At 64.1% G+C, this 21,449-nt stretch carries 27 protein-coding genes; 19 read left to right on the top strand and 8 right to left on the bottom strand.

Features of this window, described 5'->3' with window-relative positions; all coding sequences use genetic code 11:
* Nucleotides 1-65 precede the first annotated feature (65 nt).
* Nucleotides 66-359: an HlyU family transcriptional regulator gene (locus AC0CMF_RS11245; RefSeq protein ID WP_122520576.1), complete on the top strand. Its 294-nt coding sequence runs from the start codon at nucleotides 66-68 to the stop codon at nucleotides 357-359.
* Between the two features lie 232 nt (nucleotides 360-591).
* Here AC0CMF_RS11245 and AC0CMF_RS11240 read toward each other — a convergent pair whose 3' ends face one another.
* Nucleotides 592-1,296 (bottom strand): GNAT family N-acetyltransferase, encoded by a 705-nt coding sequence (locus AC0CMF_RS11240; protein ID WP_374629907.1) that lies wholly within the window; start codon nucleotides 1,294-1,296, stop codon nucleotides 592-594.
* A 205-nt stretch (nucleotides 1,297-1,501) separates the two neighbouring features.
* Between AC0CMF_RS11240 and pgsA the strand changes: the two genes are divergently transcribed.
* From pgsA to AC0CMF_RS11220, 4 genes are all read left to right on the top strand, one after another.
* The gene (pgsA, locus tag AC0CMF_RS11235) at nucleotides 1,502-2,074 is read left to right on the top strand and encodes a CDP-diacylglycerol--glycerol-3-phosphate 3-phosphatidyltransferase (RefSeq protein ID WP_050475012.1); all 573 of its coding nucleotides are present in this window, start codon (nucleotides 1,502-1,504) and stop codon (nucleotides 2,072-2,074) included.
* Nucleotides 2,075-2,106: 32 nt separating this feature from the next.
* Nucleotides 2,107-2,358, top strand: a complete 252-nt coding sequence (moaD, locus tag AC0CMF_RS11230) for a molybdopterin converting factor subunit 1 (protein ID WP_019963964.1) — start codon at nucleotides 2,107-2,109, stop codon at nucleotides 2,356-2,358.
* Between the two features lie 2 nt (nucleotides 2,359-2,360).
* A complete protein-coding gene (locus AC0CMF_RS11225; RefSeq protein ID WP_374629938.1) occupies nucleotides 2,361-2,840 on the top strand; it encodes a molybdenum cofactor biosynthesis protein MoaE in 480 nt (159 codons plus the stop codon).
* Nucleotides 2,841-2,973: 133 nt separating this feature from the next.
* The gene (locus AC0CMF_RS11220; protein ID WP_123194791.1) at nucleotides 2,974-4,236 is read left to right on the top strand and encodes a multidrug effflux MFS transporter; all 1,263 of its coding nucleotides are present in this window, start codon (nucleotides 2,974-2,976) and stop codon (nucleotides 4,234-4,236) included.
* 84 nt (nucleotides 4,237-4,320) lie between these two features.
* On the opposite strand, the gene AC0CMF_RS11215 is transcribed toward AC0CMF_RS11220, so the two are convergent.
* Nucleotides 4,321-5,220 carry a branched-chain amino acid aminotransferase gene (locus tag AC0CMF_RS11215; RefSeq protein WP_123194792.1) on the bottom strand — a complete coding sequence of 300 codons (900 nt, stop codon included), beginning with the start codon at nucleotides 5,218-5,220 and terminating at the stop codon, nucleotides 4,321-4,323.
* Between the two features lie 316 nt (nucleotides 5,221-5,536).
* Between AC0CMF_RS11215 and AC0CMF_RS11210 the strand changes: the two genes are divergently transcribed.
* The 3 genes from AC0CMF_RS11210 to AC0CMF_RS11200 all read left to right on the top strand — a co-directional run bounded on the left by AC0CMF_RS11210 (nucleotide 5,537) and on the right by AC0CMF_RS11200 (nucleotide 8,220).
* Nucleotides 5,537-6,082: a MarR family winged helix-turn-helix transcriptional regulator gene (locus AC0CMF_RS11210; protein ID WP_058899235.1), complete on the top strand. Its 546-nt coding sequence runs from the start codon at nucleotides 5,537-5,539 to the stop codon at nucleotides 6,080-6,082.
* A gap of 4 nt (nucleotides 6,083-6,086) precedes the next feature.
* Nucleotides 6,087-6,782 (top strand): response regulator, encoded by a 696-nt coding sequence (locus tag AC0CMF_RS11205; RefSeq protein WP_019963959.1) that lies wholly within the window; start codon nucleotides 6,087-6,089, stop codon nucleotides 6,780-6,782.
* A 145-nt stretch (nucleotides 6,783-6,927) separates the two neighbouring features.
* A complete protein-coding gene (locus AC0CMF_RS11200) occupies nucleotides 6,928-8,220 on the top strand; it encodes an ATP-binding protein (RefSeq protein WP_374629937.1) in 1,293 nt (430 codons plus the stop codon).
* 3 nt (nucleotides 8,221-8,223) lie between these two features.
* On the opposite strand, the gene AC0CMF_RS11195 is transcribed toward AC0CMF_RS11200, so the two are convergent.
* The 5 genes from AC0CMF_RS11195 to AC0CMF_RS11175 form a co-directional block, all read right to left on the bottom strand.
* Entirely contained in the window at nucleotides 8,224-8,580 is a 357-nt protein-coding gene (locus AC0CMF_RS11195; RefSeq protein ID WP_374629906.1) for a tRNA-binding protein, read from the bottom strand.
* A gap of 90 nt (nucleotides 8,581-8,670) precedes the next feature.
* Entirely contained in the window at nucleotides 8,671-9,438 is a 768-nt protein-coding gene (locus tag AC0CMF_RS11190; RefSeq protein ID WP_374629905.1) for a TetR/AcrR family transcriptional regulator, read from the bottom strand.
* Nucleotides 9,439-9,540: 102 nt separating this feature from the next.
* Complete coding sequence (proC, locus tag AC0CMF_RS11185; RefSeq protein WP_374629904.1) at nucleotides 9,541-10,362, bottom strand: pyrroline-5-carboxylate reductase; 822 nt, start codon at nucleotides 10,360-10,362, stop codon at nucleotides 9,541-9,543.
* Nucleotides 10,359-10,859, bottom strand: a complete 501-nt coding sequence (locus tag AC0CMF_RS11180; protein ID WP_019963954.1) for a type III secretion system chaperone family protein — start codon at nucleotides 10,857-10,859, stop codon at nucleotides 10,359-10,361. Before AC0CMF_RS11180 ends, proC begins: the two co-directional genes overlap by 4 nt.
* 311 nt (nucleotides 10,860-11,170) lie before the next feature.
* Entirely contained in the window at nucleotides 11,171-11,461 is a 291-nt protein-coding gene (locus tag AC0CMF_RS11175; protein ID WP_094463808.1) for an accessory factor UbiK family protein, read from the bottom strand.
* 204 nt (nucleotides 11,462-11,665) lie between these two features.
* Here AC0CMF_RS11175 and lgt point away from each other — a divergent pair, with 204 nt between their 5' ends.
* From lgt to AC0CMF_RS11135, 8 genes are all read left to right on the top strand, one after another.
* A complete protein-coding gene (gene lgt / locus AC0CMF_RS11170; RefSeq protein ID WP_374629903.1) occupies nucleotides 11,666-12,487 on the top strand; it encodes a prolipoprotein diacylglyceryl transferase in 822 nt (273 codons plus the stop codon).
* A complete protein-coding gene (locus AC0CMF_RS11165; RefSeq protein ID WP_374629902.1) occupies nucleotides 12,484-13,632 on the top strand; it encodes a class I SAM-dependent methyltransferase in 1,149 nt (382 codons plus the stop codon). The genes lgt and AC0CMF_RS11165 overlap by 4 nt, the downstream gene beginning before the upstream one ends.
* The gene (pgeF, locus tag AC0CMF_RS11160) at nucleotides 13,629-14,402 is read left to right on the top strand and encodes a peptidoglycan editing factor PgeF (protein WP_374629901.1); all 774 of its coding nucleotides are present in this window, start codon (nucleotides 13,629-13,631) and stop codon (nucleotides 14,400-14,402) included. Before AC0CMF_RS11165 ends, pgeF begins: the two co-directional genes overlap by 4 nt.
* A gap of 4 nt (nucleotides 14,403-14,406) precedes the next feature.
* On the top strand, nucleotides 14,407-15,564 hold the full coding sequence (locus tag AC0CMF_RS11155; RefSeq protein WP_050474997.1) for a M24 family metallopeptidase: 1,158 nt from the start codon (nucleotides 14,407-14,409) through the stop codon (nucleotides 15,562-15,564).
* Between the two features lie 74 nt (nucleotides 15,565-15,638).
* Nucleotides 15,639-16,157 carry a hypothetical protein gene (locus tag AC0CMF_RS11150; RefSeq protein ID WP_472481662.1) on the top strand — a complete coding sequence of 173 codons (519 nt, stop codon included), beginning with the start codon at nucleotides 15,639-15,641 and terminating at the stop codon, nucleotides 16,155-16,157.
* Between the two features lie 249 nt (nucleotides 16,158-16,406).
* On the top strand, nucleotides 16,407-17,339 hold the full coding sequence (locus AC0CMF_RS11145; RefSeq protein ID WP_019963947.1) for a ribose-phosphate pyrophosphokinase: 933 nt from the start codon (nucleotides 16,407-16,409) through the stop codon (nucleotides 17,337-17,339).
* Nucleotides 17,340-17,455: 116 nt separating this feature from the next.
* A complete protein-coding gene (locus AC0CMF_RS11140) occupies nucleotides 17,456-18,148 on the top strand; it encodes an MOSC domain-containing protein (protein WP_374629900.1) in 693 nt (230 codons plus the stop codon).
* Nucleotides 18,149-18,311: 163 nt separating this feature from the next.
* A complete protein-coding gene (locus AC0CMF_RS11135) occupies nucleotides 18,312-18,917 on the top strand; it encodes a 50S ribosomal protein L25/general stress protein Ctc (RefSeq protein ID WP_058899226.1) in 606 nt (201 codons plus the stop codon).
* Nucleotides 18,918-18,973: 56 nt separating this feature from the next.
* On the opposite strand, the gene AC0CMF_RS11130 is transcribed toward AC0CMF_RS11135, so the two are convergent.
* Nucleotides 18,974-19,909 carry a LysR substrate-binding domain-containing protein gene (locus AC0CMF_RS11130; protein WP_050474992.1) on the bottom strand — a complete coding sequence of 312 codons (936 nt, stop codon included), beginning with the start codon at nucleotides 19,907-19,909 and terminating at the stop codon, nucleotides 18,974-18,976.
* Between the two features lie 99 nt (nucleotides 19,910-20,008).
* On the opposite strand from AC0CMF_RS11130, the gene AC0CMF_RS11125 reads away from it, so the two are divergent.
* From AC0CMF_RS11125 to pth, 3 genes are all read left to right on the top strand, one after another.
* A complete protein-coding gene (locus AC0CMF_RS11125; protein ID WP_050474991.1) occupies nucleotides 20,009-20,212 on the top strand; it encodes a YdcH family protein in 204 nt (67 codons plus the stop codon).
* Entirely contained in the window at nucleotides 20,209-20,418 is a 210-nt protein-coding gene (locus AC0CMF_RS11120; RefSeq protein ID WP_186391171.1) for a hypothetical protein, read from the top strand. Before AC0CMF_RS11125 ends, AC0CMF_RS11120 begins: the two co-directional genes overlap by 4 nt.
* 174 nt (nucleotides 20,419-20,592) lie before the next feature.
* Nucleotides 20,593-21,360 carry an aminoacyl-tRNA hydrolase gene (pth, locus tag AC0CMF_RS11115; protein WP_374629899.1) on the top strand — a complete coding sequence of 256 codons (768 nt, stop codon included), beginning with the start codon at nucleotides 20,593-20,595 and terminating at the stop codon, nucleotides 21,358-21,360.
* The last annotated feature ends 89 nt before the right edge of the window (nucleotides 21,361-21,449 follow it).

Genomic DNA, 21,449 nt, shown 5'->3' with positions numbered 1-21,449 from the left:
CAGCATCGAAAGCCTTGGCATGACGGAACGCAGATCACTTCAAACCGCAAGGACGGGACAGGCAGATGCTGGGAAAACTGTTCGGATCACTTTTCAAGGGCGGCTCTTCCGCTGAAGCCACCCCTGCCCCCGTGGCCACCGAGGACTACAAGAACTGCCGCATCATCGCCGAGCCGCGCCAGGCCGGCAGCCAATGGCAGATCGCCGGCCGTATCCTGAAGGAGATCGACGGCGAACCGCACGAGCACACCTTCATCCGCGCCGACCAGTTGCCCACCCGCGATGAAGCCGCCGAATTCACCATCCGCAAGGCCAAGCTCATGATCGACCAGCAGGGTGATCTGATTTTCAAGAGCTGAGGGAGAGCGAGAGCTCGCTCAAGCGCAGCGTGTTTCTCAGCCCCTACCTCTCCATCGTCATCCCGGACGCGCATCGCGCGATCCGGGACCGGTGAGCCGAAGTGCCCATTGCTTCAAGAAGCTAGAGCCGAAAGACCGTGACTCACCGGTCCCGGATCTTCGCTTCGCTGCGTCCGGGATGACGCCCAAGGTTGGCAAGGCCTCAGCAAGAGCGCGCTTCTCGCCTCCCCCCTCAATCTCCCCGGCACTCCGCCAGACTGCGCTTCTGCCGGCCATCGGCATCGAAGTTATCCGGTGAGAGCCAGGCCTCGAAGCCAGCCTTCAGCCGTGGCCATTCCTTGTCGAGAATGGAGAACCACGCCGTATCGCGGTTGCGGCCCTTGTAGACGGTCGCCTGCCGGAAGATCCCCTCGAAGGTAAAGCCGAGCCGTGCGGCAGCCGCGCGCGAGGGGGCGTTGAGATCGTCGCATTTCCATTCGTAGCGCCGGAAGCCCAGCCCCTCGAAGGCATGGCGCATCATCAGATACATGGCCTCGGTCGCCAGCGGTGTGCGCTGCAGGGCGGGGGCGAAGTTCAGATGCCCAACCTCGATGCAGCCTGTCGCAGGCTCCACACGCAGATAGCTGCCAACACCCATGGCCTTGCCGCTGGCCTGATCGATGATGGCGAACATCATCGGGTCCGCCTTGCCTTCCATCGTTTTCAGAAAGGCGATGCACTCCGCCTCTTCGGCGAAAGGTCCATAGGCCAGATAGGTCCAGACCCGGTTCTCCCTGTCAGCAGACCAGGCGGCATGAAGCTCCGCACCGTGGCGTTCCGCGCTCAGCGGCTCAAGCCGGCACCAGCGCCCCTGCAGCACCTGAGCCACCGGCGCTGCCGCGCCCGCCCATCCACTCACCGGCTCTCCAATCGGCTGTCCCAATTCGTTCAGGCGCATACGCTCAGGTCTCCCAGCTTCAACTTGCTGTGACAGGCTTACCGCTCCATCCTTGCCGGCACCAGTTCAAAGACGGCACTCAGGGTGGTTTGCGCCGTCTGCCCCATTGTCAAAGTCACTCATCCGCCAGATGCGTTGACACCCGCGCGCCCTCATGCTTGTGTCCGGCTGACCCGCCGCCCGAGACGCGAAGCAGATACTTCACATGGCCAGACACGTCGCCCTGACCCTGCCTAACCTCTTGACCTATGCGCGCATCCTGGCGGTGCCTGCGGTGGTGGGATGCTTCTATTTCGATGGCCACACGGCGCGCTGGATTGCGCTGGCCATCTTCATCGCCGCCGCCGTGACCGATTTCTTCGACGGCTATCTGGCCCGCGCCTGGCAGCAGCAGTCCGCGCTCGGCCGGATGCTGGACCCGATTGCCGACAAGCTGCTTGTGTCCGTCTGCCTGCTGCTGCTGGTGGCCAAGGGGGATATCGGCGGCTGGTCGCTGATCGCTGCCATCATCATCCTGTGCCGCGAAATTCTGGTCTCCGGACTGCGCGAGTTTCTGGCCGAACTGCGCGTCAGCGTGCCGGTCACGAAGCTCGCCAAATGGAAGACCACGGTGCAGCTCGTGGCGCTTGCCCTGCTGCTGGCAGGCCCCGCCGGGGAAGAGGTGCTGCCGGGAACCGAATTGTCCGGCCTTGTCGCCCTCTGGATTGCGGCTGTCCTGACGCTCTACACCGGCTACGACTATTTCCGGGCTGGCATCGGCCATCTGATCGAGGAGTAGTCTCCCAAGGACTGCCGAAGAAGGAGAGGCGCATGATCATCCGTTACTTTGCCTGGGTGCGCGAGCGGACCGGCGTGGAGCAGGAAGAGATCACCCTGCCGGACAGCGTGACCACCGTGGGCGGCCTGATCAACTGGCTGCAGACCATCGACGATGCCCATGGCCATGCCTTTGCCGAGCCGGAACTGATCCGCGCCGCCATCGACCAGACCCATGCCGAACATGACGCTCCGATTGCGGGCGCGCGCGAGATTGCCTTTTTCCCGCCCATGACCGGGGGCTGATGATGAGCCCGGTCCTGCGCGTCATCGTCCAGCCCGGCCCCTTCGATGCGGCGGCCGAATCCCGGCAGCTGTCCGAAGGCCGCGCCGATGTGGGCGCCATCGTCAGCTTCACGGGCCTGTGCCGTGACGAGGACGGGCGGCTGGAAGCGCTGGTGCTGGAGCACTTCCCCGGCATGGCGGAGAAGGAGCTGGAGCGCATCGCCCGCGAGGCGCTGGAGCGCTGGCCGCTGACCGGCCTCACCGTCATTCACCGCCATGGCCGCATTCTGCCGGGCGAGCAGATCGTGCTCGTCACCGCCGCCTCGCGCCACCGCCGGGCCGCGTTTGAAGCCGCTGATTTCCTGATGGATTTCCTCAAATCCAGAGCCCCGTTCTGGAAGAAGGAAATCCTGCGCGAAGGTGGAACAGGCGGCTGGGTTGCGGCCAAGGCCGAGGATGAAACAGCGCTGGACCGCTGGAACGGCGTTCAGCCAAAAGCGTGAAATTTCCCGGAGTCCCAGGGTTGACCGACCGGTCAATTTGGACCACTGATAGGCAACACTGATATTTTGCACGCCGGAACGCAGGCTGCGGGCCGCGTTTCAGGCCGCTGTGCACCATACCTAAGGTTTGTTTATGTCCGATCTTGCCCGGAACACTGGCGCGAGCCAGACGCCCCATCCTGGGCTGTCCTTCGCCGAATTCGTCACCATGGTTGCCGCGCTGATGGCGCTGAATGCGCTGGCGATGGACATCATGCTGCCCGCCCTGCCCGACATCGGCAACGCGCTCGGCATTGCCAACGAGAATGACCGACAGCAGATCTTGATCTTCTATCTGATCGGCTTCGGCGGCGCGCAGCTCATCTTTGGCCCGCTGTCGGACTCCTTCGGCCGCAAGACCATTCTCGTCGGTGGCTTGGCACTCTATGCCGCAGCCAGTGTCTTCGCCCTGTTCAGCACCAATCTCGACCAGTTGCTGATTGCCCGCGTGCTGCAGGGCATCGGCTGTGCCGGAACCCGCGTCATCGCGGTCTCCATTGTCCGCGACTGCTATTCCGGCCGCCGCATGGGGCAGGTCATGTCGCTGGTGATGATGATCTTCATGGCCGTGCCCATCGTCGCGCCCTCCATCGGCCAGCTGATTCTTCTGGTGGCCGAGTGGCACTGGATCTTCAGCACCCTCATGGGCGCAGGCGTTCTCATGCTGGTCTGGACCGCTTTCCGCCTGCCGGAAACGCTGCCTGAGGACGCCCGTCAGTCCTTCTCGCCCGGCTCCATCTCCCTGGCCTATCTCAAGGTGGCGACGACCCGCATCAGCGTCGGCTACACCATGGCGACGACCTTCATCTTCGGCGGTCTGTTTGCCTTCATCTCCATGGCGCAGCAGATCTATGTCGATATTTTCGATCTCGGCGTCTGGTTCCCGCTCGTGTTTGCCGCTGTCGCCGTCACCATGGCCATTGCCTCCTTCCTGAACTCGCGGCTGGTCACCATCATCGGCATGCGGCGCCTGTCGCATGGCGCGGTGCTGGTCTTCACCGCCATGGGCCTGCTGCAGGTCGCCCTGGCGCTGGCCGGTGTCGAGAACCTTGCCATCTTCACCGTGTGCATGGCCATCAACATGGCCAGCTTCGGCTTCATGGGCGCTAATTTCAACGCCATGTCCATGGAGCCGCTGGGCGATATCGCCGGAACCGCCTCCTCCGCCATCGGCTTCACCACCACGCTGGGCGGCGCCATCCTCGGCTTCATCATCGGCCAGAATTTCGATGGAACCCTGCTGCCGATGTCCCTGGCCTGCGCCGTCTATGGCCTTATTGCGATCGGCTGGGTGCTCTTGGCCGAGAAGGGCAAACTCTTCCACGCCCAGCATCCGTCAGGCGCAAAACCGCACTGAGGTGGTAAGCACAGGCGGCAGAATCAAAAAGGGCGGCTGCACCAGATGCAGCCGCCCTTTTCACTTACCAAACAGGTTGACGCGTCACTCCGCCGCCTTGAGCCCTGCCGGGTCTGCGCGCACCAGTGCGTCATAGTCCAGCATCAGCGTCTTGGTGATCTCGCCGACGGTGAAGCTGTGCGGCCCGATCTCCGAGACCGGCGTCACTTCAGCGGCGGTGCCGGTGAGGAAGCACTGCTCGAAGCCGTCCAGTTCCTCCGGCATGATCACCCGCTCGATCACCTCGAAACCGCGCGCCTTGGCAAGGTCGATCACCGTGCGGCGGGTGATGCCATTGAGGAAGCAGTCCGGCTTCGGCGTGTGGATCTTGCCGTCCTTGACGAAGAAGACATTGGCACCGGTCGCTTCGGCCACCTGACCGCGCCAGTCGAGCATCAGCGCATCGGCATAGCCCTTGCGCTCGGCTTCATGCTTGGACAGGGTGCAGATCATGTAAAGGCCGGCCGCCTTGGACTTGAACGGCGCCGTAGCCGGGTCCGGGCGGCGGTACTTTGCCATGTCGAGGCGGATGCCTTTCAGCCGCTCTTCCGGCTTGAAGTAGCTCGGCCATTCCCAGGCGGCGATGGCCAGGTGAATGGTGTTGTGCTGGGCCGACACGCCCATCATCTCGCTGCCGCGCCAGGCAATCGGGCGCAGATAGGCATCAACCAGGTTCATCCGCGTCAGCAGCTCTTCCTTGGCGGCATTGATGACCTCGGAAGAATAGGGAATCTCGAAGCCAAGCACCTCAGCCGAGGCATGCAGGCGCTCGGTGTGCTCGGCGCTCTTGAAGATCCGGCCGTTATAGGCCCGCTCCCCTTCGAATACCGCGCTGGCATAGTGCAGGCCATGCGTCAGCACATGCACCTTGGCATCGGCCCAGGGAATGAACTTCCCGTCGAACCAGATTTCACCATCGCGTTGATCAAAGGGAATACCAGCCATTGTTCTTGTCTCCCGCGCCTTGTCGCCCGGCGCAATCTGCTTCTTGTATCCATTTTTCTGGATGCACACCCAGAACAGCCTTTGGCCTGATACTGGGGTTTTGCATGCACCCGTAACAAACAGTATCCTCATTTGAGGAGACTGCCAGCCCGGATTCTCTTAAGGGAATGAGGGCTATGCACGATCCGGACAAACACCCGGCACGGGGGCGCATGCGACCGAACATTTCGTCAAGGTGCCGCTACAGGTAACAATCGATCAGAAATAAGTCAATATGGCTGACATAAATTTCAAGACAGCACCTGCAGCGCCCCAGATGGCCCAAGACAGCACCCCCGTTTCAGGCAGCGGGACCACCGGGTCCACGCCTTATGACCTGATCGAACTGCTGTTCTTCGCCTACCGGGATTTCACCGCAGACCCCGATCAGCTGCTCTCCGGGCTCGAATTTGGCCGTGCCCACCACCGGGTGCTGCACTTTGTCGACAGAAATCCGGGCATCCGCGTGTCGGATCTGCTCGCCATCCTGCGCATCACCAAGCAGAGCCTTGGCCGGGTGCTGAAGCAGCTGGTCGATGAAGGCTTCATCGACCAGCGCCCCGGCGAAACGGACCGACGCCAACGGCTGCTGCACACCACGGACAAGGGCCACAAGCTGTCACGCAAGCTGGATGCCCTGCAGGCGGTGCGCATCAACGCAGCGGTGGATGCCCTGCCCGGACAGGATGCCGCCATCGTGCGCCAGTTCCTGTTCCAGATGATTGATCCGGAGCGGCGGCCCGAGGTGGCCCGCATGCTCTCCAACATTCCCCAAAGCGGCAGCAGCGGCCCAGCGCCCGAGCTGGCCGATACGGAGGCTTGACGCAATGACACGGGTGCCGGACGACAACGCCATCCACATCCTGCTGGTTGACGACGACAGCCGCATCCGCGATCTGCTGGGCCGGGTGCTGCAGGAAAACGGCTACCGGGTGACAACAGCCGCCAATGCCGCCGAGGCCCGGCGCTGCCTGTCAGGCCTCGCCTTTGATCTCCTGATCCTCGACATCATGATGCCGGGCGAGAACGGGCTGGATCTTGCTGCATCGCTGCGGGCGGACAGCCCTGTGCCCATCCTGATGCTGACGGCCCGCGCCGAGGCGGAAGACCGTATCGCCGGGCTTGAGGCCGGGGTGGATGACTATCTGCCCAAGCCCTTCGACCCGCGTGAGCTGATGCTACGCATCGCCGCCATCCTGCGGCGCGGCGCCACCCGCCGGATAGACCGCCAGCCGGAAATCCGCTTCGGCCCCTTCGTCTTCGTGACGGAGCGGGGCGAGCTGCGCCGGGGCGACAGCCAGATCCGCCTGACCGACCGCGAGCGCCAGATCCTGACCATTTTCGCCGAACAGCCCGGCGCCACCGTGCCGCGCCACAAGATCGTCGGTGATGACAGCGGCCTTGGCGAGCGCACGGTGGATGTGCAGATCAACCGGCTGCGCCGCAAGATCGAGGATGATCCGGCCAACCCGGTCTATCTGCAGACGGTGCGCGGCATCGGCTACAGGCTGGCCTGTGACTGAAGCGCGCGCCCGCCTCCGCAGCCTTTTCGCAGGCTTTGGCGCATTTCTGGCCCCGGCTGCGAAACTGGCGGGCAAGCTGCTGCATCCGCTGCTGGTCCCCTTCGCCTTCATCTACGGCCGGGTGGCCGGGCGGATCTACCGTCATATGCCCAAGGGGCTTTTCACCCGCGCCCTGCTCATCATCGTCACACCCATGGTGCTGCTGCAATCCGTGCTCGCTTTCGTGATCATGGAACAGCACTATCAGCAGGTCACCTTCCGCCTGTCACAGGCGGTGGTGCGTGAGATCGCGGCGCTGGTCTATACGCTGGAGAACTACCCTCAGGATGCGGATTACCGGCTGATCGAGGAAATGGGCAGCCGGACGCTGGACATGTCCGTCTCCATCCTGCCACCCGAGCCCTTGCCCTCTCCGCGGCCCAGGGCCTTCTTCGATCTGGTCGCAGAAAATCTCAGCCGCGAGATTTCCCAGCGCATCGGCAAGCCCTTCTGGGTGGACACCATCGGCCGGTCCCGCTTCGTCGAAATCCGCATTCAGCTCAAGGACAAGGTGCTGCGCGTGGTGGCCCGCCACAGCCAGACCTATGCCTCCAACTCGCATATCTTTCTGGTCTGGATGGTCGGCAGCTCGCTGGTGCTGATCTCCATTGCCATGCTGTTCCTGCGCAATCAGATCCGGCCCATCGAGCGGCTGGCCAATGCGGCGGAAGGCTTCGGCAAGGGCCGTCCGGTGGATGATTTCCGCCCCAGCGGCGCACGCGAGGTGCGCAGGGCCGCACAGGCCTTCATCGAAATGCGCCGGCGCATCGAGCGGCAGATCGACCAGCGCACCACCATGCTGGCAGGCGTCAGCCATGACCTGCGCACGATCCTCACCCGCTTCCGCCTGCAGCTCGCCCTCATCCCCGAAACACCGGAGACCGAAGGCCTCAAGCGTGACGTGGACGAGATGAGCAACATGCTGGAGGATTATCTCGCCTTCACGCGCGGCGACAATGGCGAGGCGGTGGAGACGGCGGACATCACCCTGATGCTGGAGGAACTGGAGGAAGCCGCCGAGATTTCCGGTGCGAGCGTCTCCTCAAGTTTCACCGGCGAGCCGGAGGTGGAGTTGCGGCGCAATGCGGTGAAACGCAGCCTCATGAATCTGGTCATGAATGCCGCAAGGCATGCCAGCCATGTCGATATCCAGGGCCGCCATATGGACGGCTGGCTGACCGTGATCATCGACGACGATGGCCCCGGCATTCCGGAGGAGGAGCGGGAGAACGTCTTCCGCCCCTTCTACCGGCTGGACGAAGCCCGCAATCAGGATGCCTCCGGCAGCGGCCTTGGCCTTGCCATCGCCCGCGACATAGCCCGCAGCCACGGCGGCGATATCCAGTTGGAAGAAAGCTCCCTCGGCGGCCTCAGGGCCCGCTTCCGCATTCCGGGGTAAAGCTCAGAACAAGCGCCCGCCCAGCGGAGTGTCCTGATCGGGGGCGATGAGGACGACGTCGCCGTCGGCATCCGGCACGCCGAGCGTCAGGACTTCGGAGCGCATCGGGCCAATCTGGCGCGGGGGAAAGTTGACGACCGCCAAGACCCGGCGGCCGACGAGGCCTTCCGGGGTGTAGTGTCTGGTGATCTGGGCGGAGCTTTTCTTGATGCCGATATCCGGGCCAAAGTCGATCACCAGCTTGATCGCCGGCTTGCGCGCCTCGGGAAAGGGCGCAGCCTCGATGATCTGCCCGACGCGGATATCCACCTTCAGGAAATCGTCAAAACTGATCGGCTGCGCGGGAGCGCTCGGGGTCATGGCAGGTCTCCGGAAAATCCATGCGAAAGGATCTTCACAGTGCCGCGCCCGGCGCAACCGCGCAAGCCCTTGCAGACAGGCAGATAACGGCTAGACCGGCTGAGCCGCAGCCTCTCCGCCAGCCTCAGATACAGCGCTTGGGGCAGCTTCGCTGCGCCGGGACTTGCGGCGGGACATCGCCTTGCCGGCGAGTTTGATCAGGCCGCAGGCCACAGGCCGTGTCACCCGCTCCACTGCTCCCAGCCGCCGCAGCCAGTCCTCGCCCCGGTCCAGTTCCCTGTCGAGGGCGGCCATGGTGCGCGGCAGGCTTTCGTCTTCCTCCTCAAGGAAGGTTTCGAGCACACGGGCGAAGGAAACCGCCAGCCCCTGCTGCACCAGACGGCCCTTGATGCCGGGAATGGAAACACCGGCAGCCGCCAGCATCCAGCCCTGCGAGCGCACGGCGATACCGTTCAGGCACATGGCCAGCGCCGGATCACGCATGGCATCCTTGCGCAGCTGGGCCAGCGCAGATTTGTGGGGCGCCAGCGCATCCAGGCGTGTCATCAGCACGTCGAACAGCCGGTCACGCGGCGGCTGGTCAAACATGCTGTCATCGCGGCCATCCAGCACGGCGGCATCCACCTGCCCGGCAAAAGCAGCTAGAAGCTCGCTCTTGCCGGAAACAGCCTGCCGGAGAGCCGAGGGCTTCAGCCCGGCGGCTTCGGCGATATCAGTCAGGGAAATGTCCGCGTAAGAACGGGTGGCGAGCAGTCCGAGAAAAGCCTCGACGGCCATCGTCCGGTCATCGGGACGTGGCGCGGCCTTGCGGCCGCTCTTCCCGGTCTTGCCTGCGGTGCCTTCTGCTTCCGGTGCCATGTCCGCCTCCTTCTTGGATGCCTTGGCAGGATGTGTTCCCCTTATAGGTAGGCACATCCTGTCCGCATGGAAGAGGCAAAGGCAAGCAATGCGGCAGCCCCGTCAGGAACCGGCGAGTTCCCGGGCGCGGCGGGCAGCAGCTTCGACAGCTGCATCCATCAGAGGCTGCAGGCCGTTTTCCGCCATCAGCACGGAAAGAGCCGCCGCCGTCGTGCCATTGGGCGAAGTGACGTTCTGCCGCAGGATTGCGGGCGTGTCGTCAGACTGGTGCATCAGTTCCCCTGCCCCGCTCACCGTTGCTTCGGCAAGGCGGGCGGCGAGATCCGCCGGAAGACCGGCGCGCCGCCCGGCTTCCGCCAGGCACTCGGCCAGCAGGAACACATAGGCAGGGCCCGAGCCGGAAACGGCGGTGACAAGATCGATCTGCTCTTCCGAGGTCAGCCACTCGACGGCACCGATCGCCGACAGAAGCTGCCCGGCGGTCTCGCGCTGTGCTGCCGTGACGCGGGCGTTGGGGTAAAGCGCGGTGATGCCACGCCCCACCATGGCGGGCGTGTTGGGCATGGCGCGAATGACGGCGATATCGCCGAATGCCGCTTCGAAGGTGCGCACCGGCGTGCCGGCGGCAACCGACAGCACCAGCGTATCGTCAGCCACCGCAGGCTTCAGCCCCGGCAGCACATCGCCCATGATCTGCGGCTTGACAGCCAGCAGCACCATACCCGCCTTGACGCCTTCCGGCACCTTCGGCGCATGGGCAATGCCGTGGCTGTCCAGCTGGGCCACGAGAGCGGCGGACGGCGCGGGATCAACGACCAGAAGGCTGGCGGCATCGACGCCGCGGGCCATCCATCCGGCGATCATTGCGCCGCCCATCTTGCCCGCGCCGACAACGGCGAACGGGCGCTCAGCTGAAAAACTCATGCTTCTCCTGCGGTCTCGAACAGGGCGCACTCCAGCGCCTCCTGAGCTGTCTTGCCAGCCCAGACAACAAACTGGAAGGACTGATAATAGCGCTCGCAGGCTTCCAGCGCATTGGCCAGCAGCCCTTCGATCTGCGCACCGGAAGCTTCCGCACCGCCTGCCAGCAGCAGGGATTGGCGGAACATGATGACGTTTTCCTTGCTCCACAGATCGAAGTGACCCATCCACATCTGCTCGTTGACGAGCGAGAGGAGGCGCATCACCTCGGTCTTGCGCGGCTCGGTGACCTTCAGATCGAAGGCACAGGCCAGGTGCAGGGCCTCCAGCTCCTCCATCCAGGAGAAGGAGACGTGATAGTCGCACCAGTATCCGCCGATGGAAATGGTGATCTCGTCATCATCCGAACGCTCGAAAGCCCACTCATTGAGCGCAGCCACGTGTTCGATCAGATCGACGGGATTGTCGGGGCGTTCAAAGTCGATTTCGATGAGGCTCATGGCGATCCTCCCCGTTTACGGGAGCCGGATAAGGGGCGGATTTCCGCAAATCCAGCGTCTTCCCCTGAACAGAGGCCGCGCCGAACCGCCAAAGGCGGCAGGGTCAAAACAGGACCCATTTCGGGGCGCGTGCGAATCCCTGTTTGGAATCAGTATATAAACTTCCTTCGCAAATGCAGCAGGAAACCGCCCTGAGGTTTTGATCAAATCCTGTGGACGATTGTTTCCACGCACCGGCGCAGGCCGCTTCACGGCATTGTGACGGCGGAAACACCTCCCGCCGCCGCTGCATTGCAGCCATTCGGGCTTGATCAGCCCTCGGTCTTGGCCTTACGGGCAGGCTTTGCCTCGGCTTCAGCCAGCTTTGCTTCCAGCGCCGCGATCCGGGCTTCCAGAGCCTCGATCTGGTCCAGCGCACGCACCGCCATGTCGCGGGCGACGTCGAAATCCTCGCGCTTCACCAGATCCATATCGGCCAGGAACCGTTCGGCCTGGGCACGGAAAGCGGTCTCCACCTCACGGCGGGCTCCCTGCGCCACACCGGCGGCGTCAGTCATGAGCTTGGCGAAATCGTCGAAAATCCTGTTCGGGCCCTGGGTCATGACACACTCCTGAAGATGGTGACGGCCCACCCTTGCGCTTGCTCTCCGGACCAATCCGGCGAGGCACTGCGGGCCGTGTCACACAGGTATTGACCTTTTGCTCCAAGTTCAAGGCGGCAATGCAGCGCCTTGACGCACCGGGGGGAATGCGCAAGGTCTGGTGCCGCTGGCAAATCGCCCCGGATCAACAGCACTGGACCCTGCATGCCCGTTCTCGCCCTGCCCTTCCCCACCGTTGACCCGGTCATCTTTGAGGTTGGCCCCTTCGCGCTGCGCTGGTACGCGCTGTCCTACATTGTGGGCATCCTGCTGGCCTGGCGCTACATGCGCCTTGCGGTGCAGAAGGACAGGCTGTGGCAGGCCGTTCCCCGGCCCGGCCTTGTGGATATTGACGATTTCGTCACCTGGGGCACCATCGGCATCATCGTGGGCGGGCGCTTGGGCTATGTGCTGGTCTATGACCCGCTGACCTATCTCGCCAATCCGGTGGAGATTTTCGCCGTCTGGAATGGCGGCATGTCCTTCCACGGCGGCTTTGCCGGAACCGTGCTGGCCATGGTGCTGTTTGCCCGTGCCCGCGGCATCCCCCTGCTGACGCTGTTTGACCTTGCCGGGATTGCCGCACCCATCGGGCTTTTCTTCGGGCGGCTCGCCAACTTCATCAATGACGAATTGTGGGGCCGCCCCACGGATGTACCCTGGGCGGTGGAGTTCCCCTCCGGCGGCTACATCCCGCGCCATCCGAGCCAGCTCTATGAGGCAGCGCTGGAAGGCGTGCTGCTGTTCCTCGTCCTGCGCCTCATGTCGCACCGCTTCGGCCTGTTGCAGAAGCCGGGCTTCCTGGCAGGTGCCTTTGCCGCCGGATATGGCATCACCCGCTCCATCGCCGAAGAGTTCCGCATGCCCGACGCCCAGATCGGCTTCCTGCCCGGCGGCTTCACCATGGGCATGCTGCTGTCCGGACCGATGATCATCGCCGGCATCGCGCTGATGGTCTGGAGCTGGCGCAGAGCCAGGGCCGCATGAGGAGAGACGCCCTGCCCGCCTCGCCGCTGAAGGAAAAGCTCATCCGCCAGATTGCGGCGGAAGGCCCGATGCCGGTGGCCGCCTATATGGCCGCCTGTCTCGCCGATCCGCAGCACGGCTATTATACCACCGCCGCAGAGCCGTTTGGTGCAAAAGGCGACTTCATCACCGCGCCGGAAGTGAGCCAGATGTTCGGCGAGCTCATCGGCGCTTTCGTCCTCTCCGCCTGGGAGGCGATGGGCGCACCGCAGACCGTGCGGCTGGTGGAAACCGGTCCCGGACGCGGCACGCTGATGGCAGATCTGTTGCGCATGGCAAGCCTGCGCCCGGCCTTCCTGCGCACTGCCAGCCTGCATCTCGTCGAAATCAGCCCCCGGCTAAAGGCCCGGCAGGCCGAAGCGCTTGCCAATGCGCCGCTTACGCCGCACTGGCATGACAGCCTGCGCGAGGTGCCGGACGGGCCGGTGATCCTTATCGCCAACGAATTTTTCGATGCGCTGCCCATCCATCAATATGTGAGAACGCCGGAGGGCTGGCGCGAGCGGATGGTGGGGCTGAGTGAGACCGGAGACCTTGCCTTCGGCACTGGTCCCGGCCGCCTGCCGCTGGCGGCCATTCCTCAAACCGCCGCAAACGCCCCGCTTGGCGCCATCCTCGAAACCTCGCCGCTCTCCGCCGCCATTGCGCAGGAAGCTGCCGCCAGAATCACCGCGCATGGCGGGACAGCCCTGTTCATCGATTACGGCTACCTGCGCTCTGCCCCCGGCGACACGCTGCAGGCGCTGCGCCGCCACGCCTATCAGGATGTGCTGGCCGAACCCGGCCTTGCCGATCTGACGGCGCATGTGGATTTCGAGGTACTGGCCGCTGCCGCCCGGCGCGGCGGGGCAACCGTAGCCCCACCGCTGACACAAGGCGAATTCCTGCTGCGCATGGGGCTGCTTGAGCGGGCCGGGCAACTGGGCGCTGGCAAAGACGCCGCCACGCAGGAACGCATCCGCAGCGAGGTGGAGCGGCTGGCGGCGCCTCAGGAAATGGGCGAACTTTTCAAGGTGCTGTGCGTTGCTCAACCGGGCCTTGTTCCCGCCCCGTTTGACAGTGAGGCTCTTCCGCCGCACGCTGGCGCAAATTCCGGAGAGGCTTGATGATTACCGCTGACCTTCTGACCCTGCCCGGCGTCCTCCGCCATGGCTTCTTCACCCGGCAGGGCGGCGTTTCCACCGGCATTTACAGCAGCCTCAACATTGGCCTTGGCTCAGATGATGACCGGTCGCATGTGCTGGAAAACCGCGCCCGCGTTGCCGCCATGCTGGACGTGGCACCGGAGCAGCTCGTCTCGCCCTATCAGGTGCATTCGCCCGATGTCATCACCGTCACCCGTCCCTTTACCGAAGGCGAGAACCGTACGGCAGACGCGCTGGTCACCGCCACCCCCGGCCTTGCCATCGGCGTGTCCACCGCCGACTGCGGCCCCGTGCTGTTTGCCGATCCTCAGGCCCGCGTCATCGGCGCGGCTCATGCAGGCTGGCGCGGCGCGCTGACCGGCGTGCTCGACAACACGCTGACGGCCATGGAAAAGCTCGGCGCAAGGCGGGAGAACATCATCGCCGTGCTCGGTCCCTGCATTTCGGCCGCCGCCTATGAGGTCGGCCCGGAGTTCCGCGAGCGTTTCGAGGCGGAAGCGCCCGGCTGCAGCCGCTTCTTCGGCACGTCGGGGCGCGAAAACCACTTCATGTTCGATCTGCAGGCCTTCATCATCGCCCGTCTGCAGGCGGCAGGCGCGGGCCGGGCCGAAAGCCTTGGTCTGTGCACCTATGCCGATGAAGCCCGCTTCTTCTCCTACCGGCGCACGACGCACCGCAAGGAGCCGGACTATGGCCGCCAGATTTCCGCACTCGTGCTGACAGGAGACTGACCCGATGGCGCTGCATTTCACCGACGCGGAATTCGAGAGCCGGTTCGAGCGGCTGAGGATCCGGATGGAAGACGAAAAGCTGGATGCCATGCTGCTGTTCGCACAGGACAGCAACTACTGGCTGACGGGCTATGACACCTTCGGCTTCTGCTTCTTCCAGTGCCTCGTCGTTACCGCCGACGGGCGCAAGGTGCTGCTGACACGCTCGGCCGACGAGCGGCAGGCAAAGCACACATCCAACATCTCCGACATCCGCATCTGGGTGGACCGGGGCGGCGCCAGCCCGGTGGGTCAGCTGAAGGACATGCTCTTCGACATGGACCTGCTCGGAGCCCGGCTCGGCATCGAATATGACACCCACGGGCTGACCGCGAAGCTGGGCCGGGAGCTGGACGAAGCCCTGCGCAGCTTCGCCGAACTGTCGGATGCCTCGCACATCATCCCGCGCCTCAGGGCGATCAAGAGCGCTGAAGAACTGGTCTATGTGCGGCAGGCCGCAAAACTCGCAGATGCCGCCTATCTGGCCGGCCTCGACGAAATCCGGCCCGGCGCGGATGAAGGACGCATTCTGGCAGCGATGCATACGGCCATCTTCGAGGGCGGCGGCGACTATCCGGGCAATGAATTCATCATCGGTTCGGGCCGTGATGCCCTGCTGTGCCGCTACAAATCCGGCCGTCGGGCATTATCGCCGCAAGACCAGATCACGCTGGAACTGGCCGGCACCTACCGGCACTATCACGCCGCCCTGATGCGCACAGTGGCGGTTGGCGCCGCAACGCCCCGCCACATGGTCATGCACGAAGCCTGCTGCGAGGCCTTGGCGGCCGTTGAGAGCAAGCTTCAGACCGGCTGCACCTTTGGCGAGATCTTCGACGCCCATGCCGGCGCCATGGATGCGCGCAACATGCTGCCGCACCGGCTCAATGCCTGCGGCTACTCGCTCGGCGCCCGCTTCACGCCCAGCTGGATGGACTGGCCCATGGCCTATAGCGGCAATGATGCAGCCGTTGAACCGAACATGGTCATCTTCATGCACATGATTCTGGCTGATTCGGGTTCGGAAACGGCCATGTCACTGGGCCGGACCTATCTGACTGGCGTGGATGGACCTGTTTCTCTTTCGGAACTGCCTCTCGACCTTCCGGTCAAGGCAAGCTAAACCTGTCCACACACAGGATTTCCGGCGCTCAGGCGACTGCGGCCGCCGCCACCAGAAACGGTATTCGGGAACAGATGACGACACTCATGTCCTCCACGGCCAAGAGGCTTTGCGCCGCGACCCTTCTTCTCGCCGTTGCGGCCTGCAACCAGACAGCGCCCACACCAAGGACTGTCGCCCCGTCCGTGCCGGGAAACCAGGCCCTCACTCCGGCTCCGAAGGTTCCCGCAAGCCAGGCCATCTTTGCGTTTGAGCCCTTCACCGGTGCTCCGGGCAACACGGCGGACGAACTGGCGCAGGAGATCGGCGCCCGGGCGGGCACCGAGCGGCTGAAGCTGGTGCGCCGCATCGACGCCAAGCCGACCTACCGCGTCAAAGGATATCTGACAGCCACCGGAACGGCGGCTGGCGGCTCGGTCTTTTTCGTTTTCGACGTCTTTGATGCCAATGGCGTGCGCCTGACGCGCATCTCCGGCACCGAGGCCACTTCCGGCGTGAGCGGTGATCCCTGGGCCGCTGTGGATGTGTCCACCCTGAAGCAAGTCGCGGCCCGTACGGTGCTTGAGCTGAAGGCCTGGGTAAACACGTATTGAGCCTTTGAAGCATCAATTGCACGTCTAAGTATTCACCTTAGGTGCAACGCAGCAGAAAAAAGCAGCCGGATGGCCTTTTGTGGTGTTGTCGGAAGGCAGCGGGGTTGTTACAACGCCGCCGCCTGAGACAAGCAAAACTCAGGGTGCTGCGCACCGCCCTGGTGCGTGACATGGACGCGTAACTGAAGACGTGAGGCAGGGGCCTTCCGGGTCCGGCGTTGCCGCGTCGCACAAAAGGACCAGTCGCCCATGAAAATTGTCGCGGGCAACTCCAATCGCGCGCTTGCCGAAGAAATTTCCAAATATCTGGATGTTCCTCTGGCTGCCTGCCAGGTGCGGCGTTTCGCTGACCAGGAGATTTTCGTCGAGCTTCAGGAAAACGTCCGTGGTGAGGATGTCTTCGTGGTTCAGTCCACAAGCTACCCCGCCAATGACCACCTGATGGAACTGCTGATCATCATTGATGCGCTGCGCCGCTCCTCGGCCCGCCGCATCACCGCAGTGATCCCCTACTTCGGCTATGCCCGCCAGGACCGCCGCGCCTCGGGCCGCACGCCGATCTCCGCCAAGCTGGTGGCCAATCTGATCACCGAAGCCGGCGCCGACCGCATCCTGACCCTTGACCTGCACGCAGGCCAGATCCAGGGCTTCTTCGACATCCCCACCGACAACCTGTTTGCCGCGCCGGTCATGACCCGCGACATCAAGGAGCGCTACGCCACGGATAACGTGATGGTCGTGTCGCCGGACGTCGGCGGCGTGGTGCGCGCCCGTGCACTGGCCAAGCGAATCGATGCGCCGCTCGCCATCGTCGACAAGCGCCGCGACCGTCCGGGCGAATCGGAAGTCATGAACATCATCGGCACCGTCGATGGCATGGACTGCATCCTCGTGGATGACATCGTCGACAGCGGCGGCACCCTGTGCAACGCGGCAGAAGCGCTGCTGAACAAGGGCGCCAAGTCGGTGACGGCCTACATCACCCACGGCGTTCTGTCCGGCGGCGCAGTTGCCCGCGTCTCGGCCTCCAAGCTCAAGGAACTGGTGATCACCAACTCCATCGAGCCAACCGCCGCCATCAAGGCCGCCGCCAACATCCGCGCCGTCTCCATCGCCCCGCTTATGGGCGAAGCGATCAACCGCACGGCGCTGGAAGAATCGGTTTCGAGCCTGTTCAACTGAGGCGGCCGCACGCCTTGGCCAAGATGAAAAGGCATCCGGAAACGGGTGCCTTTTTCGTTTCCAACACAGTCCGGCGGCCGGCAGGCTGTCCGTCACGAGTCAGGAAGGAATAGCTCATGACCCAGCATCTGGAAGCAACCATCCTTGGCGTCTTCACGGGCAAGGCCAGGGACCGCTGGGAGGGCAAGGCCCCGAGTGCCATAGGCAAGCAGGCGGCGCAGGACAGTCTCTGGCTGTCGAAGACAGGGCTTTCCGGCGACGAGCAGGCAGACACGGCCGTTCATGGCGGGCTGGAAAAGGCACTGCATCACTATGCTGCCGATCACATGCCGCACTGGGCTGCCGCATGGCCAGAGCAGGCGGAGTTCTTCAAGCCCGGCTGCTTTGGCGAGAACATCTCCAGCCACGGCCTGACCGAAGCGAACCTGTGCCTTGGTGACATCCTGAAGATGGACGGCGCCACGGTGCAGATCTGTCAGGGCCGCCAGCCCTGCTGGAAGCTGAACATGCACACCGGTCTGCCGGGCATGGCCCCAGCCTTCCAGAAAACCGGCTTCACCGGCTGGTACTACCGGGTTCTGGAAGAAGGCAATGTGGCGGCGGGCGGCACGCTCCGCCTCATCGAGCGGCTGCATCCGGACTGGCCGCTGAGCCGCGTGATCGCTGCGCGCTTCAATCCGCGCCTTGATGCGGCAGAGGCCGCAGAGCTGGCGGCCATGGAGGTTCTCGCCGAAGGCTGGCGCAACGCCTTTGCCCGCAAGGTTGATCCGGCCTTCGTGGAAAACACGGACCGGCGCCTGAAGGGCTGAAAACGCCAGCAATCCGGGGCGCATTGCTTGCGCTTTCCCGGCCTTTCGGCTATAGACCCGCTCGCGCCCGCACCCCTGGAGGCGGCGCAGGGACCGATCCCGTCACTCTGGCCAATGGGTCTGGGAGGCGCCGGTCCATTTTTACATCCGAAGGAGTACTGTCATGGCTGCCAGCTACGAGCTGAAGGCATCTGTGCGGAACCGGGTGGGCAAGGGGGCCGCTCGTGCATTGCGTCGCGAAGGTCTCATCCCCGCCGTCATCTATGGTGACAAGAAGGCCGCGCTGCCGATTTCCATTCCGCTCAAGGAAACCACTCTGGCCCTGCACAAGGGCGGCTTCCTGACGCACATCGCCACCATCGAGGTGGACGGCGAGAAGCACCAGGTCATCGCCAAGGACTTCCAGCGTCATCCGGTCCGCGACGACCTGACCCACGTTGACTTCCTGCGCGTGTCCGCCAACACCACCCTCGTGGTCAACGTTCCGGTTCACTTCCTGAACCAGGAAACCTGCCCGGGCATCAAGCGCGGCGGCGTGCTGAACATCGTCCGTCACACGGTTGAAATGACCGTTCCGGCGAACGCCATTCCGGAGTTCCTGGAGCTGGATCTTGCGAACGCCAAGCTCGGCGAGTCGCTCCACATCTCCGCCATCAACGTTCCGGCCAACTGCCATCCGACGATCACCGACCGCGATTTCACCATCGCCACGATCGCCGCTCCGGCTGGCCTGAAGGACGTTGAAGAAGAAGGTTCGGCTGAAGCCTGATTTCAGGCTCGCCGGAATTTTCCGCGAAAGGGGGCGCAATGCGTCCCCTTTTTGCGTCAGGCCTCCGCCAGGCTGACACCCTCAAGACCTGACCCGGCGATGCCGTCGCGCGCCAGTTCCGCCAGCCGCTGAAAATGAGCCTGACGCGGCGAGCCCTCCCGCCAGGCCAGCACGATATGCCGCTGCATGGGCCAGTCGCCCGGGCTCCGCAGCACCACCTGCCGCTCCCGCGCAAATTCGGAAGCCACATAGGCGGCCGGAAACAGGGAAAGCCCCATGCCGATGGCCACCATCTGGCGCAGGGCGTCAAGGCTGGTCCCCTCGTAGTCCTCACTCATCACCGCGCCGGACGCCGCACACAGCGCCTGCACCTGATCATAGAGCCGGTGGCCACGCCCTAGCGTCAGCATCCGCTCACCCTCAAGGTCGGAAACGGACAGCCCGGGCCTGGCAGCAAGAGGATGGCGCTGGGGCAGGCCCAGATAGATCCGCTCGCAGCATATCACCTCGCAGGCGAGGCGGCTCTCCCGGACCGGCAGGGGCGTCAGGATGCAATCCACATTCCCCTCCCGCACGGCCGTTTCCAGAAGTGATGGCCGTTCCTCCCGGATGTAGAGCTGCAGGCCCGGCACCTGTTCCTGCAGAAGCTCGATGACACCGGGCAGCAGATACGGCCCGGCCGTGGGCGCAACGCCCATGCGGATCAGACCGCCCAGCCCCTTGTCGGCCGCCTGCGCCTCGCGGACAAACTCATCCAGCGTTTCCAGCACCGTTCTGGCATAGGGAAGCAGGGCGTGTCCGGCCGGCGTCGGCTGCACGGCACTGCCGCCCCGGTCTATCAGCACCACCCCCAGCCGGTCCTCCAGCAGCTTCAACTGCGCCGACAAGGTCGGCTGGGAAACATGGCAGGCGCGTGCTGCACGGCCAAAGTGGCCATGCTCGGCAACGGCGACAAGATACTCAAGCTGACGGTGCGAAGGGCGGTAAGGCATGCGATAGATAATATCTATTACAGTCATACAGTCTATGTATTTTTATAATCGCGCGAAGCACTCCATATGAGAGACGCTGGGTAATGAAAGGAGGAAAACATGCACCAGAAACTGGTCGCCTTGCGCGTTCGTCATGCCATTCTTGACGCAAAGATCGAGCGGGAGGCCCGCCGCCCTCACACCGATACCATCCGCCTCACAGCCCTCAAGAAACTGCGCCTCCGCCTCAAGGAGCAGATCGCGCAGGTGGAACGGGAGTTCTTCCGCAAGGAACTGCGGGGGAACGGGATGGCGCGCGCATGAACACCGGTTTTCCAGCCTTCTGGTTTGCCATGCATGGCTTCGGCCCCATCCGCCCCGCCGGGCGACGGAGCCAGCGGCTGACCGAACTTGACCGGCGGATGTCCGAATTCCTGACGGAGAAGCAGGGATCGGGCGGCAGCGAACTGCTGCCTCACGTCGCCGGTGAGCAGGCTCGCATTCGAGAGGCCTTGCGGGAAGGGGATTAAGTCACAACGTTCCGGCAGTGCGCACCCCGGCACTGCACCGCTCCGCAAGGCCATGAGAAAGCAGCCAGAGAGTGGGCCGTCTCGACAGGGGCGGCCCATTGCTGTAAGCGGACGCTGACACCGCGCGGCCCCAAGGCTGGCGCCATTTCCCGTTTGCGCAGCTACGGACATGCCATGCAGATCATCGCAGGCCTCGGCAACCCGGGCGGACAATATGCCCGCAACCGGCACAACATCGGCTTTATGGCCGTGGACGAGATCCACCGCCGTCATTCCGGCTTCTCGCCCTGGCGCGCCCGCTTTCAAGGCGAGGTGAGCGAGGGCACCATCGGCGGCGAGAAGGTCATGCTGCTGAAGCCCATGACCTACATGAACGAATCCGGCCGCTCCGTCGGCGAGGCCATGCGCTTCTACAAGCTGGAGCCGGCGGATATTCTCGTCATCTATGACGAGCTGGACCTGCCGCCCGCCAAGTTCCGCATGAAGACCGGCGGCGGCCATGGCGGCCACAACGGCTTGCGCTCCATCACCGCCCATATCGGCGACGCCTACCGGCGCCTGAGGCTCGGCATCGGCCATCCGGGCGACAAGAAGCTTGTCTCCAACTATGTGCTGGGTGATTTCGCCAAGGCTGACGGCGAATGGCTGGAGCTGCTGTTTGACGGCATCGCCGGTCATGCGGAGCTGCTCGCCAAACGCCAGGACAGCACCTTTGCCAACAAGCTGACCCTGCAGCTGGAGCCGGAGAAGGCAATGCGCCCCGAGAAGCGCAAGGTTGCGGAAACCGGTGATGCCACCACCCCGCCCGCGCCGCGCCCGGCCGCCAAGGGGCAGAGCCACATCCGCCAGGCCCGCCAGCCGAAGGCCCCTGCCCTGCCCACATCCGGCCCCATGGCTGAGATGCTGAAGAAGCTTCTGGGCAAGAGCGGCGGGCAGGACTGACCCGCCTTCCGTCTTCGCAATGCTTGACCTTGCCCGCCCCCTCGGGCAAGAAGCGGCTCAAATCTTCGATCAAACCGAAAGCGATCTCC

It is taken from the genome of Pannonibacter sp. CBAS1226 (genome assembly GCF_055685825.1).
This window is presented reverse-complemented; position numbering and strand designations above follow the sequence as displayed.